We start from the raw sequence: 13,184 nt of genomic DNA on the forward strand, positions 1-13,184 counted from the left end.
GCTCACTCCCGTGACCGGCAGCGCACCCGCGCTCAGCCCTCCCGGACCACCCGCACCCCGCCGGCGGGCACGGCCACGAGCCCCGAAACCGGTTCGCCCGTCACGAGCTCGACCCCGGCGGCGGGCACCACCGCGTCGGAGCCCGAGTGGTTGATGAGGAACAGCCACGATCGGCCACCGCCGACCCGACGCACCGCCTCGATCCCGGCGACGACCGGAACCGACGCCGTGACTCCGGATGCCTCGACCACGGCGTCGACGAGCCCGCTGAGCCCTGCCGGTTCGATGTCGGCCGAGACGTACCAGGCCGATCCGGCTCCCACGCGCCGCCGGGTGACGGCGGGCGAGCCGGCGAGGGGTCCGTCGGCGTAGGAGTCGACGACCTCCGCGTCGGTCGTGCTCAGGCGCTCGGTCCAGTCCTCGGCGACCGCGCCCGACGTCAGCCGCACGGAGTCGCCGGACAGCAGCGGGGCGAGCTCCTCCACGAAGACGCCGAGCAGGTCCCGGAAGGCCCCCGGGTAGCCGCCCGTGCGCACGCGGTTCTCGGCGTCGGCGATCCCCGACAGGTGGGTCACGACCACGGTGGCGCCGGCATCCGCCGCGCGTGCGAGCGCCGTGGCGTCGTCGTCGGAGATCGCGTACAGCCCGGGCACGATCAGCAGGTCGTAGGCCGGGAGGTCCGCGCGGAGAGGCACAACGTCGGGGAGAAGCCCGCGTTCGGACAGGGCCTCATGCCAGCGGCGCCCCGCACGCTCGACGGGGTAGTCGTGGAGCGGCTTCTGGCCTCGCTCCCACGCCCACTTCGCGGGGATATCGGCCACGATCGCGACGCGGGACCGCTCCACGAGCGAGCCGGCCACCTCCGACGCCCGCGAAAGGATCTCCCCGAGCTCCACCACCTCGCGGAACTGCCGGGTGTCCGGGCCCGCGTGGGGCACCATCCCGGAGTGGTACTGCTCCACGCCGGAGGCCGACGCCCGCCACTGGAAGAAGAGCGCGCCGTCGGAGCCGTGAGCGACGTGCTGCAGGCTGTGGCGGATCATCTCGCCGGTAGCCTTCGGAGCATTGCGGGGCTGCCAGTTCACGGCCCCGGCCGAGTGCTCCATCAGGAGCCACGGGCGGTCGCGGTCGAGGCCCCGGGCGCGGGAGGCGACGAAGGCCAGTTCGCGTTCCCTCGCCGGGTCGGCGGCCCGGGTGTAGTGGTCGATGGCGACGACATCGAGGTCGTCCACCCAGTCTGCGTAGTCCGCGACGCTCCCGCCCACGGTGAGCATCAGGTTCGTCGTGATCGGCGTGGTGACACCGGCGGCGCGCAGCGCGTCGCGCTCCCGTCGGAATTGCCCGCGCAGCTCGTCCGAGGCGAACCTGTCGAACGCGAGCAGCATCGACGGGTTCTGGCCCGACTCGCTGGCGAGCGGGGCGGCGACGTCGGCGAAGGAGCGATAGCGCAGCCCCCACACCGCCGTGCCCCAGGCGCGGTTGAGGGCGTCGATCGTCTCGTACCGGGCCTCGCACCAGGCGCGGAAGGCCTCCGACGAGTGGTGGCAGTAGCAGAGCCGATTCCCGCCGCCGAGCTCGTTCGACACGTGCCACATCCGCACGGCCGGATGATCCCCGTACCGCGCGCCGAGGGCGTGCGCGATGCGCGTCGAGTACCGGTGCCACACCGGATTGCTCGCGCACCAGCCGAGCCGGCCGCCGCCGTGGAAGCGGATGCCGAGCCGGTCGACCGGGATGATCTCGGGGCGGCCGCGGTGCAGCCACGTGGGCGGGGCGGCGGTCGGGGTGGCCATGTCGATCCCGATCCCGGCGTCGTGCAGCATCCCGACGATCCGGTCGAACCAGTCCCACTCCCACACGTCGTCGTCGACCTCGAGGAAGCCCCACGCGAAGACGCCGAGCGTCACGGTGTTCACGCCCGCCTCGGTCATCAGCGCGATGTCGTCGCGCCACACGTCCTCGGACCACTGCTCGGGGTTGTAGTCGCCGCCGAACAGCAGGCCCGGCCTCGCAGCGGGAAGGCCCGACCCGGTGTCGGTCATGCGTGCGCGATCGAGACGTCGGCGGCGAGCGGATGCCCCGGCGCCAGCTGCCCGAGCGCCACGGCGCCGTCGATGCCGTGGCCGAGCGGGTCGACGAGCTGAGAGGCCAGTCCGCTCGCCGACAGGTGCGACACGAATGCCTCCCGCAGCTGGGCGGAGCGGAACACTCCGCCGATCGCGCACACGCCGAGCGCCTGGTCATCCTCGCGCACCCGCCGCAGCGCCGTCTCCACGCTGTGGGCGAGCTCTCCGCCGGCGCGCACGGTGATGTGCTGCGACACGGGGTCGCCCTCGGTCGCGAGGCGAGCGACGTGCTCGGCGAAGGAGGCGATGATCTGCACCCGGTCCTCGCCCGATTGCAGGCTGATGTACGCCTGGGTGAGGTCCGGCCAGCGCTCCTCCGCGATCTCGCGCAGCCCGGTGTCGGGGCCGCGTCCGTCGAAGGAGCGCATCACGGCGTCGAGCGCTTCGCGCCCGATCCAGTACCCGCTCCCGGCGTCGCCGATGAGGTTGCCCCAGCCGTCCACGCGGGCCACGCGGGAAGGCCCCACGGCCAGGGTGACGACGCCGGTGCCCGCGGCGATGACCGCCCCGCGCCCGTCTCCCATGGCTCCGAGGAAAGACGTGGTGGAGTCGTGCGCCAGCCGCACATCACGGACGCCCCGGTCGGCGATCCGCGCGAGGAGGGCCGCGGCATCCGCTTCGCGTGACGTCAGCCCCGATACGCCCGCGGTGACCGTTGCGACGGTCGCGCCGGCGTGGTCGAGCGCGGTCCGCACGGCGGCCGCGAGCTGCGGGAGCAGGGGCTCGTGCGTCCGGATGCCGGGGAAGACGTCGTCGCGAACGCCCTGCGCGGTGGGGATGCGCACCTTGATGCCGGTCTGTCCTGCATCGATGGCGAGCACGCCCTCGTCCGCCGTCACCGCGACCACTCCTGCTGCAGCTGCCCGTAACGTGCCCGCATGAGGTCGCCCGCAGGCTTGCCGTACGGGCAGTAGTCGTCGTTGCCGGCGGCGTCGGCGGGGGCGTAGAGCTCCGCGGGCCAATCCCACATCATGAATCCCTCCACCCACGGCCGCCGCGCGCACGCGTCGAACATGACCCTGTAGTACCACGCCTGCTCTTCGCCCGACGGCTGTCCGGGCAGCGCCCAGTCGTTCGGCGCCTGAGCGGAGCCTTCCCGGCTGGGGCAGCCCGCTTCCATGAAGAAGAACGGCTTGCCGTGCGCAGCGATGACGGGCTCGATCCGATCGAGCTGGGCCTCCCACGTGTCGATCGGGTAGTAGCCGCTCGAGCTGATCACGTCGACCGCGTCCCACCACGTGAGGCGGTCCTCCTGGTACTTGTCGCAGTTGTAGGTGAGCGGTCCCGAGTACACGCCGCGGATGTCGGAGATCAGCGCGCGCCAGTGCGGTTCCTGCCCGTCGGCCCGCACCATCTCGCAGCCGATGCAGAGCAGGTCGACGCCTTCGGCCTCGGAGATCGCGGCGGCATGGAGGAGGAACTCGCGGTACGACGCGAACCACTGCGTCCAGGTCGGCTCGCCCGGCACATCCTGATCGAAGAAGCCGATGTGCGCGCGCCAGGTGCCGTCGGCGCAATTGACGACGGGCTTGAGGCACACCCGCATGCCGAGAGACTTCGCTTCCCGGATGGCCCACACGATCTCGTCGTCGGTCACTGTCGGCGCCTCGCGGAAGCGGATCTCGGTGCTGAAGGGAGTGTCCTGCAGCGCCGAGTAGGCGATCGCGGTCCAGGTCACCCCGTGCTCCGGCATCCGGGCCATCGAATCGGCCGCGGCCGGCGTCGCCCACGTGCCGCGCGTGCCCACCCAGCCCCACGTCATCCCGCAGACGGGCCCCTCGAGGACGGAGCTCACCTGACGACCAGTTCGTTGGCGGTCCGCATCACCCGGGGATCCGAGAGAGCGGATGCCGCGAGCTCGCCGTCGTGCCGGACCAGGATCGTCGCGGTCTCGCCGGGCAGCAGCGTCAGGAGGGCGTCCTGCGCGACGGCGTCGGGGTCGACCTTGTCGACGAGCAGCGTGAGGTCGCGCACCAGGCCGGACGCGCTCACGGTGACGAGCGAGCCCTCGGCGACGCGCTCGACCACGAGCTCGACCTGCGCGGGCTCGAGGGCGGAGTCGCGCGGCTCGGCGAAGAACCAGTGCCCCCGCACATCTCCCACGGCCGTGACGAGCACCTGCCGTGAGGGGTCGTCGGCGGTCGCGACGGCTGCGGGGAGAGCGATCTTGCGCGTCTCTCTCGGAGCCAGTGCGACCGGCTGCGAGAAGACGTCGAGCTCGGTCCCGTCGAAGTCGAGCCGGCGCGCCACGACGTCGCCTTCCCAGGGCTCGGCCGTGTCGTTCGAGACGATCACGGCCAGGCCGCCGTCCCTGGGCTGGACGGTGACGAGCCGGGGCGCGAACGCGGCGCGCAGCGCGTGGAACAGCGGCTTGGGCCGCTCGTCGCCGTCGATCGCCGCCCACGAGGTGACCGGCCAGCAGTCGTTGAGCTGCCACACGATGGCACCCATGGTGTGCGGCGCCCATGAGCGGAAGTGCTCGAGCGCGGTGCGCACGGCCAGCGCCTGGTTCAGCTGCATCGCCCAGTGCCAGTCCTCCATGGCCTCCGGCATCCGGAAGTGGGGGATGAGGCCGTTGGTGAGCTTGACGTTCCCCTCCATCGCCTTCTGATGCACGATCATGCCCGGCGACTCCGGGGTGAGCGGGTCGTCGTGGATCGAGCGCGTCAGGGTGCTCCAGGCCGGCGGTCCCTGCCAGCCGAACTCGGCGAGGAAACGGGGACGGTGATCGCGGTAGGTCGTCCAGTCGAGGCGGTTCCACTGCTCCCACAGGTGCTGGCTGCCGTGGGCCTCGTCGTTCGGATGCTGCCCCTGCGGACTGAACGGACTGCCCGGCGCGTACGGAACGTGGGGGGCGAGCTCGGCGATGAGCGCGGGGAACAGGTCGTAGTAGTAGTACGCGCCCCACGTCTTGCCGTCGAGGCGCTGCTTCCAGCCCCAGTCCTCGTAGCCCCACAGGTTCTCGTTGTTGCCGGTGAGCAGCACGAGCGAGGCGTGGTGCGACAGGCGGGCGATGTTCTCCCGCGCCTCGGCCTCGACCTCGGAGCGCAGCGGCTCCTCCTCGGAGTAGGCGGCGCACGCGAACAGGAAGTCCTGCCAGGTGAGCAGCCCCAGCTCGTCGGCGAGCTCGTAGAAGTCGTCGGACTCGTACAGTCCGCCGCCCCATACCCGGATGAGGTTGAGGTTCGCGTCGAGCGCCTGCTCGAAGCGCCGGCGCAGCCGGTCGCGGGTGATCCGCACCGGGAGGGCGTCGTCGGGAATCCAGTTGGCGCCCTTCACGAACACGGCCTGGTCGTTGACGAAGAGCGTGAAGGGGGTGCCCGCCTCGTCGGGCGTGGTGTCCCAGCGGACGTCCCGGAAGCCGACCCTCCGGTGGAGGCTGTCGAGCACGTCGTCGGCGCCGTCGGCGTGCAGGCGCACCTCCACCACGTACAGCGGCTGCTCGCCGTAGCCCGCCGGCCACCATCGCTCCACCGCGGGGAGCGCGAGGTGCACGCGTGCGCGATCGCCCTCCAGCTCGACGGTCGTCTCCGGGAGAGTGCTCTCGCCGAGGCCGGGGCCGCTCACCGCCACGCTCACGAACAGCGGAGCGGGCCCATCCTCGTCGGCCCGCTCGATCGTCACATCGACCTCGACGACACCGCCGTCGCCATCGGGTGTCGCCACGATCCGAGCCTGCGCCAGTCGCGCGACCGACCAGCTCTCGAGCGTCGCGGGCTTCACGATCCCGCTCGTGTACGTCGCGATGCCCCAGTCCCATCCGAAGCTGCACGCGGATTTGCGGATCGCGTCGTAGGGCAGCGGGTAGGGGCGCTGGCGCACGCCGAGCGCGACGCTCTGCTCGTTGGCGTACTTGATGGGGGAGCGGAACCCGACGACCAGCTCGTTGTCTCCCTCGACGAGGAAGTCGCGCACGTCGAAGCGATAGGAGCGGTGCTGGTTGTACGTCGATCCCAGCTCGCGCCCGTTGAGGGTGATGGTCGCGACGGTGTCGAGGCTCTCGAAGACGAGATCGACGCGGGATGCGGCAGGGGCAGCGGGCCCCGCTCGCCATTCGAACCGGGTCGTGTAGACCCAGTCGACCAGCCCGATCCATGCGAGCGCGGACTCGTTGTCGTCGAGGAACGGATCGGGGATGAGGCCGGCCGCGAGCAGGTCGGTGTGCACGCAGCCCGGGACGGTCGCCGGGACGACAGCGCGGGCGATCGCCTCGGGGGCGGGTCCGGCGCCGACGCGCAGCTCCCATCCGGAGTCGAGGGGCCGCCGGTCGAGGACGGGCGAGGCGAAAGACGAGGTGACGGTCACTTGACGGCTCCTGAGGTGAGGCCCTTGTAGATCCAGCGCTGCAGCAGGAGGAACGCGATGAGGGTGGGGATGATGACGACGACGGTGCCGGCCGCGATGACCTCCCACTGTGCCCCGAACGGCCCCTTGAAGCGGAACAGGGACGTGGAGATCAGCCCCTCGGACGGCAGGTAGAGGAAGGGGGCGTAGAACTCGTTGTACACCGCGATGCCCTTGATGATCACGACCGTGGCGATCGCGGGCTTGAGGAGCGGGAGGATGATCCGCCAGTAGATCGTCCAGCGGTTCGCGCCGTCGATCATCGCGGCTTCGTCGAGTGAGACGGGGATCGACTGCATGAACTGGATGAACAGGTAGATCGCGATGATGTCGGTGCCCATGAAGAGCAGGATCAGCGCGGCCTTGGTGTCGTAGAGGCCCAGTCCGTTGATCAGCTGGAAGGTCGCGACCTGGCTCGTCACCCCGGGGATGAGCGTCGCGACGAGGAACAGTCCGAACACGAGCTTCTTGCCGCGGAACGCGAACCGGTCGAGGGCATAGGCCGCCATCGTGCCGATGAAGACGGTGCCGGCGAGCGACACCACCAGCACGATCGTCGTGTTGACGAATCCCTCGAGCATCTTGCCGCTCGTGAACGCCGTGACGAAGTTGTCGAAGTTGAGCCAGTTCTCCGGCGGATCGAACGGGCCCGACTGCGCGTACTCGGGCGCCGTCTTGAGGCTTGCGAACACGAGCACCGACAGGGGGAGGAGCGTCACGATCGACGCGACGATCAGGCTCGTGTACTTGGCGGTCGTGGCGCTCATGCCCTTGAACCGCTGGAGCGGCGTCCGGCCCGACACGGGCTGCCGGATGCTGATGCGCTCGGTCGTCATGTCAGATCCACCTTCTCGTCGGGGAACACCATTCGCTGGATCACCGTGACCACCAGCACGATCGCCAGGAGGACGACCGCCATCGCGGACGCGAGCCCGACCTGCCGGAAGCTGAAGGCCGTCTGCAGCGTCTGGATGACGAAGGTCGCGGAGCCGTTCGCGCCGCCGGTCATGATGAACGGGACCTCGAACACGCTGAGGCTCCCGGCGATGGCGAGGATGAACGACAGGCCGATGATGCGACGGATGCCGGGGACGATGATCGCCCAGAACTGCTGCCACTTGGTCGCGCCGTCGAGCTCGGCCGCTTCGTACAGCTCATGCGGGATCGACTGGATAGCACCGAGGAAGAGCACGAAGTTGAGACCGGTGTAGCGCCAGACCGACGTGCCGGCCAGCGACCAGTTGACGACGTCGGGATTGCCGAGCCACTGCGGCGGGTCGGTCACGCCGAACCAGCTGAGTGCCGTGTCGAGCGTGCCGCCGGGCTGGAAGAGGTAGAGGAAGACGAACCCGATCGCGACCCCGTTGATCAGGTAGGGGAAGAACAGGATGCCGCGGAAGAGGTTCTGGAACCGCGTCGAGAAGCTGAGCAGCGTCGCGAAGTACAGGGCGATCGCCATCTGCACGAACGACGCGATGAAGTAGTACAGGCTCACCGCGAAGACGCTGAAGATCCTCGGGTCGGTGAAGACCCGGAAGTAGTTGTCGAGGCCGACGAAGTTCTTCGTCAGGTCGATGCCGTCCCAGTCGGTGACGCTGTAGTAGAACAGGTTGACCGCGGGCCAGTAGGTGAACAGGAGCAGAAGGCCGACAGCTGTTCCGAGGAACAGCCACGGGGTGAGCTTCTGCAGGATGCTCCGCCCGGCGGAGCCGCCGCGCGGGCGGCCGGCCCCGCGGGATGCCCCGCGGAACCGGCCCGACCGTGCGGGTGCGGAGAGGACGGCAGGGGCATCGGCGGGTGCCGAGCCTGGTGCTGCGATCGCCATGTGTCTCTGCCGTCCTCTCGCTCAGCCCTGGAGCTTCTCGACCGAAGCGCCCCAGCGCTCGTTCAGCTCGGCGAAGTAGCTGTCCTTGTCGCCGTCCGCCGCGCCGCGCGCGATGTCGACGAGCTTCTGGCGGTACAGCGGTCCGTAGAGGTCGATCTGCGAGTCGTCGGCCACCTCGTTGATGAGGCCCTCCTTGCCCGCGGGGGCGGGGTTGATCTCCATCAGTTCGACGCCGGCGTCGGACAGCCCCGACAGAGTGCCGGGCAGCTCCTTCGCGATCACCGGCGAGATCATGCCCTGGGCCTCGGTGTAACCCGAGTCCTCCACCGCCCACTGGATCCACGCCCACGCGGCGGCTTTGGCTTTCGAGTGCTTGCTCACCGCAAGGTTGTAGTCGCCTCCGACGACGGCGTACTGCGTGCCGTCCACGTTCGCCGGGAACGCCATGAAGCCGATGTCCTCGGCAGACGCGCCGTTGTCCTCCGCGGCCGCCTGCATCTGGGAGATGGCCCAGGATCCGAGCGTCATGGCCGCGATCTTGCCGGTGCCGAGGTCGACCTTCGACTGCTCCCAGTTCGTGGTGAGCGGGTCCTCCTCGGTGAGGCCGGCGGCGACGGATTCGTACAGCAGCGAGTCGATCGCGTACTGGTCGGTCCCCTCGGTCCACGGCGCGGGGTCCTCGGCCATCGTCACCGGAGCGTCGGGGTCGTTCGTGACCACGCCCAGGTTGCCGAAGCTCTGGGTGAGCGGCCAGCCGTCCTTGTAGTTCGTGTACAGCGGGATCGCGTCGGTGTTGTCCTTCACCTGCTGGAGCGCGTCGAGCCACTCCGCCTCGGTGGTAGGGAGCGTGGTGACCCCGGCCTCTTCGAAGACCTTCTTGTTGTAGACGACGCCGTTGGCGTTGCCGCCGAACGCGATGCCGTACTGCGTGCCGTCGAAGCTGGCCGCGGGCAGGAAGCGGTAGGTCTCCGCGAAGTCGGCGGTCTCGCCCAGGGGCTCGAGGAACTGCTCGTACTGGTCGGGCTGGATCGCCGGGATGCCGATGACGTCGCCATAGTTGGAGGTCGACATGCGGGTCTGCATCTCGCCGGCGTAGTCGGTGATGCCCTCGAACGTGACGTTCACGTCGGGGTACTTCTTGTTGAATTCCTCCGCGTACTTCTCGAAGGTGCCGTCCTCGACGAGGTCGGTGCGCCAGGTCACGACCTTGATGTCGCCCGCCACCTCGCCGTCGATGGTGTTCTCAGGATCGGTGCCGCCGCCGCCTCCCGCACAGCCGCTGATCGCGACCGCTGCGGTGGCGAGCAGCGCGATGCCCGCGAGTGCTTTCTTCGCCATGTGATTCTCCTTGTCAGATTCGCCCTTGAACTGCAATGCGGTCGCTCCCGCATCCATGCGTGGGTCGTCGCGAGGTCAGATTACGCACGCCTCGACCGCTATCGCAAGGACGAAATGTCAACGCTGTCTGTCGATGTCCGGAACCCGCTTACCCGAATAAATCACCTTTTGACCTGGTATTTAATCTTCGCTGGATGGCCCCCGTGTCCCTCCTTGTCCGGAGAATGTCCTACGTAGACATTTCGTCATCGGCGGTGCTAGCGTGAAGTCCCTCAGCGAGGAGGCGGCCGATGACGGTTCAGCAGCGAGCGACGCTCGAAGACGTCGCACGGCTCGCCGACGTGAGCTCGAAGACCGTGTCGCGTGTCTTCACGCACCGCGAGCTCGTCGCGCCGGAGACCGTCGAACGTGTGCTGGCCGCGGCGAAGCGCCTGCGGTTCCGCCCGAACCCGATCGCACGGAGCCTGCGCCGAGGCGGCTCCACCGACACCATCGGGTTCATCATGGGCGATCTGAACAACCCGTTCTACTACAAGGTCGCCGCCGGTATGGAGCGCGAGCTCGCGTCTCACGGGTTCTCCCTGGTCGTCGCGACCACCGACGACACGGCCGAGGGCGAGGAGCGCGTCGCCGAGGCACTGCTCGGTCAGCGGCTCGGCGCGCTCATGATCATCCCGGTGGCCGACGACCAGTCCTACCTCGAGGGCGAGCGGCACCTCGGCACACCGGTGATCGCGATCGACCGCCCCGCCCGCAACCTCGTCGCCGACTCGATCGTGCTCGAGAACCACCGCGGCGTCTTCGAGGCGACCACCCGGCTGCTCGAGCGCGGGCACCGTCGCATCGGCTACGTGTGCAACCCCGCCTCCGTCTACACGCAGTCCGAGCGCCTGCGCGGCTACCGGGACGCGCTCGCCGCGTACGGCGTCGTGGACTCCTCGCGGTGGGAGCGCCTCGCCGACGACCTCAGCATCCCCGCCGACCGGTTCGTCGCCGATCTGCTCGGGCAGGACGACGCGCCGACCGCGCTCATCACAGGCAACAACCGCGTGACCATCGGCGCGCTGCGGGTGCTGCGCGACCGCGCCGACGACGGCCGCACCGCGCTGGTGGGCTTCGACGACTTCGACACCGCCGACGTGCTGGGCGTCACTGTGATCACGTACAACCCGCTCGAGCTCGGCCGCGCCGCAGCAGAGCTCGCGATCGAGCGGATGAAGGATCCCGCCGGGTTCACGCGCCAGCTCTCGCTGCCGACGTGGATCGTCGAGCGCGGCACCGGCGAGCGTCCACCCTCCGAGAGGATCACCGCATGACCCCGAACCTGCGGCTGGCGACCCTGACCCGAGACGGCGTGACCGTCGTGATCGCGCACGGCGGCGACCGCCTGCCGCACGTGCTGCACTGGGGGTCCGATGTCGCGGGCCTCGCGGCATCCGACGCCGACGCGGTGGCCGCGGCGATCGGCCGGCAGACCCCGCCGGGCACCCTCGACGCTGCCTGGCAGCTCTCGGTGTCGCCGCAGGAGGGCGACGGCTGGACCGGCCGGCCCGGGATGCAGCTGCGTCGTGCCGGCGTCGTGCACCACGCGCGCTGGCGGGTGTTCGACGTCGCCCACGACGAGACCGAGCTCATCGCACGGGCGCGGGATGAGTCATCCGCTCTCGTCCTCACGGTGCGCGTCGCACTCGAGGCAGGCGGCGTCGTCTTCGTCGAGCAGCGACTGGCCCACGATGGCGGAGCGGATGCCGAGCCCATCGACGTCGACTGGCTCGAGGCCACCATGCCGGTGCCCAGCACGACGGACACGCTGCTGACCTTCGACGGCCGCTGGACCCGTGAGAAGCGCCCGGTGACCACGCCGATTCCCGCCGGCGCCACCGTGCGCCAGACCCGTCGCGGCAGGCCAGGCCACGACAACCCGGTGGCCGCCATCGCATCGATCGGCGAGCCGCAGTGGGACGCCGGCGACCTGTGGGGCGTGCATCTGGCGTGGTCCTCCGACCTCACCCAGCGGGTCGACCGCGTCACCGACGCCGTCACCCTGATCGGCGCCGGTGAGCTGCTGCGTCCGGGGGAGATCCGGCTCGCACCGGGGGAGTCGTACAGCGCGCCGCGCGCGGCGTTCGTGCACAGCGACGCGGGGCTCGACGGTTTCGCTGCACGCGTGCACACGTGGATGCGGGCCCGGCCGCAGCATCCGTCCACCCCACGGCCTCTGGTGCTCAACACCTGGGAGGCGGTCTACTTCGACCACGACCCGGCGCGGCTCGCCGCACTGGCGGACCGGGCCGCCGAGGTGGGGATCGAGCGGTTCGTGCTGGACGACGGCTGGTTCCAGGGACGCCGCGACGACAGCACCAGCCTCGGCGACTGGGTCGTCGACCGTACGGTGTGGCCCGACGGGCTGGGGCCGCTCGCGCAGCGCGTCCGCGACCTGGGCATGCAGTTCGGACTCTGGTTCGAGCCCGAGATGATCAGCCTCGACTCCGATGTCGCCCGTGCGCATCCGGATTGGCTGCTGCACGACCCGGGCCATCTCGACCATGATGCGGGCCTGTCGTGGCGCGGGCAGTACGTGATCGATCTGGCGAATCCGGATGCCTGGGCCCACGTGTTCGGGCAGATCGACGCGCTCGTCGCCGAGCTCGGCATCGACTTCATCAAGTGGGACCACAACCGCGATCTCGTCGAGAGCGTCCACGCCGGGCGTCCCGGAGGTCACGGCCAGATGCTCGCGGTCTACCGGCTCCTGGCATCGCTCAAGGAGAGGCATCCGTCCCTCGAGATCGAGTCGTGCTCGAGCGGGGGAGCGCGCTCCGACCTGGGCATTCTCGAGGTCACGGATCGCGTCTGGGCGAGCGACTCGAACGATCCGGTCGAGAGGCAGGACATCCAGCGGTGGACCGGGCTCCTGCTGCCGCCCGAGCTCGTCGGCGCGCACGTCGGGCCGACCACCTCCCACAGTTCCGGGCGCACGACGGCTCTGTCGTACCGCATGGCGACGAGCCTGATGGGCTCGGCCGGCTTCGAGTGGGACATCCTGTCGTGCTCCGAGGAGGAGACCGCGGCAATCACGCGGTTCGCAGCGCTCTACAAGGAGCTCCGTCCCGTGGTCCACGCGGGCCGGGTGGCTCATCCGCGCCTGCGGGATCCGGCGTGGCGCGTCACCGCACATGTCACGGACGAGGCGAGCGTGGTCGTCGTCGCGACGGTGTCGAGCCTCGAGGACGCCCGAGCCGAGAGACTGCGGATGCCGTGGCTCGACGCCCATCGCCGCTACCGGGTCCGGGTGCGGCGCGAGATCGGCGCGGCCGAGTACGGCTGGATCGCCCCCGAGTGGTTCACCGCCGGGGAGATCGAGCTTCCGGGAGGGGTGCTGGCCGGGATCGGCCTGCAGCTCCCGACCCTGTGGCCCGTGCAGGCCTTCGTGCTGCACGTCGAGGCGGTCTGAGCCGGGCTGTCTTCGTGTCGGGCGGCCTCAGCTCGACTCGCGGCTCGGAGGTTGAGCCGTCCGTCGGACGATGTGCCGTCGATCCTCCGACGTCCGT

9 protein-coding genes are annotated in these 13,184 nt (G+C 70.0%); 2 read left to right on the forward strand and 7 right to left on the reverse strand.

What is annotated here, in order from left to right:
• Window positions 1–32 precede the first annotated feature (32 nt).
• Genes SOM19_RS13690 through SOM19_RS13720 form a run of 7 tightly spaced genes read right to left on the reverse strand, consistent with a single transcriptional unit; the run spans window position 33 to window position 9,633 of the window.
• Entirely contained in the window at window positions 33–2,042 is a 2,010-nt protein-coding gene (locus SOM19_RS13690; protein ID WP_320487153.1) for a beta-galactosidase, read from the reverse strand.
• Window positions 2,039–2,965, reverse strand: a complete 927-nt coding sequence (locus tag SOM19_RS13695; protein ID WP_320487154.1) for an N-acetylglucosamine kinase — start codon at window positions 2,963–2,965, stop codon at window positions 2,039–2,041. Before SOM19_RS13695 ends, SOM19_RS13690 begins: the two co-directional genes overlap by 4 nt.
• Window positions 2,962–3,921, reverse strand: coding sequence for a glycoside hydrolase family 113 (locus SOM19_RS13700; RefSeq protein ID WP_414683656.1), 960 nt, complete (start codon window positions 3,919–3,921; stop codon window positions 2,962–2,964). Before SOM19_RS13700 ends, SOM19_RS13695 begins: the two co-directional genes overlap by 4 nt.
• Complete coding sequence (locus tag SOM19_RS13705; protein WP_320487155.1) at window positions 3,918–6,431, reverse strand: glycoside hydrolase family 2 protein; 2,514 nt, start codon at window positions 6,429–6,431, stop codon at window positions 3,918–3,920. The genes SOM19_RS13700 and SOM19_RS13705 overlap by 4 nt, the downstream gene beginning before the upstream one ends.
• Entirely contained in the window at window positions 6,428–7,306 is an 879-nt protein-coding gene (locus tag SOM19_RS13710; RefSeq protein WP_320487156.1) for a carbohydrate ABC transporter permease, read from the reverse strand. Before SOM19_RS13710 ends, SOM19_RS13705 begins: the two co-directional genes overlap by 4 nt.
• Window positions 7,303–8,295, reverse strand: coding sequence for a carbohydrate ABC transporter permease (locus SOM19_RS13715; RefSeq protein ID WP_320487157.1), 993 nt, complete (start codon window positions 8,293–8,295; stop codon window positions 7,303–7,305). The genes SOM19_RS13710 and SOM19_RS13715 overlap by 4 nt, the downstream gene beginning before the upstream one ends.
• 21 nt (window positions 8,296–8,316) lie before the next feature.
• Entirely contained in the window at window positions 8,317–9,633 is a 1,317-nt protein-coding gene (locus tag SOM19_RS13720; RefSeq protein WP_320487158.1) for an ABC transporter substrate-binding protein, read from the reverse strand.
• Between the two features lie 290 nt (window positions 9,634–9,923).
• On the opposite strand from SOM19_RS13720, the gene SOM19_RS13725 reads away from it, so the two are divergent.
• Both SOM19_RS13725 and SOM19_RS13730 read left to right on the forward strand, forming a co-directional pair.
• Window positions 9,924–10,949, forward strand: coding sequence for a LacI family DNA-binding transcriptional regulator (locus tag SOM19_RS13725; protein ID WP_320487159.1), 1,026 nt, complete (start codon window positions 9,924–9,926; stop codon window positions 10,947–10,949).
• Window positions 10,946–13,087, forward strand: coding sequence for an alpha-galactosidase (locus tag SOM19_RS13730; protein ID WP_320487160.1), 2,142 nt, complete (start codon window positions 10,946–10,948; stop codon window positions 13,085–13,087). The genes SOM19_RS13725 and SOM19_RS13730 overlap by 4 nt, the downstream gene beginning before the upstream one ends.
• Window positions 13,088–13,184 lie beyond the last annotated feature (97 nt).

The organism is Microbacterium sp. CFBP9034 (assembly GCF_034045255.1).
Classification (GTDB): Bacteria; Actinomycetota; Actinomycetes; order Actinomycetales; family Microbacteriaceae; genus Microbacterium.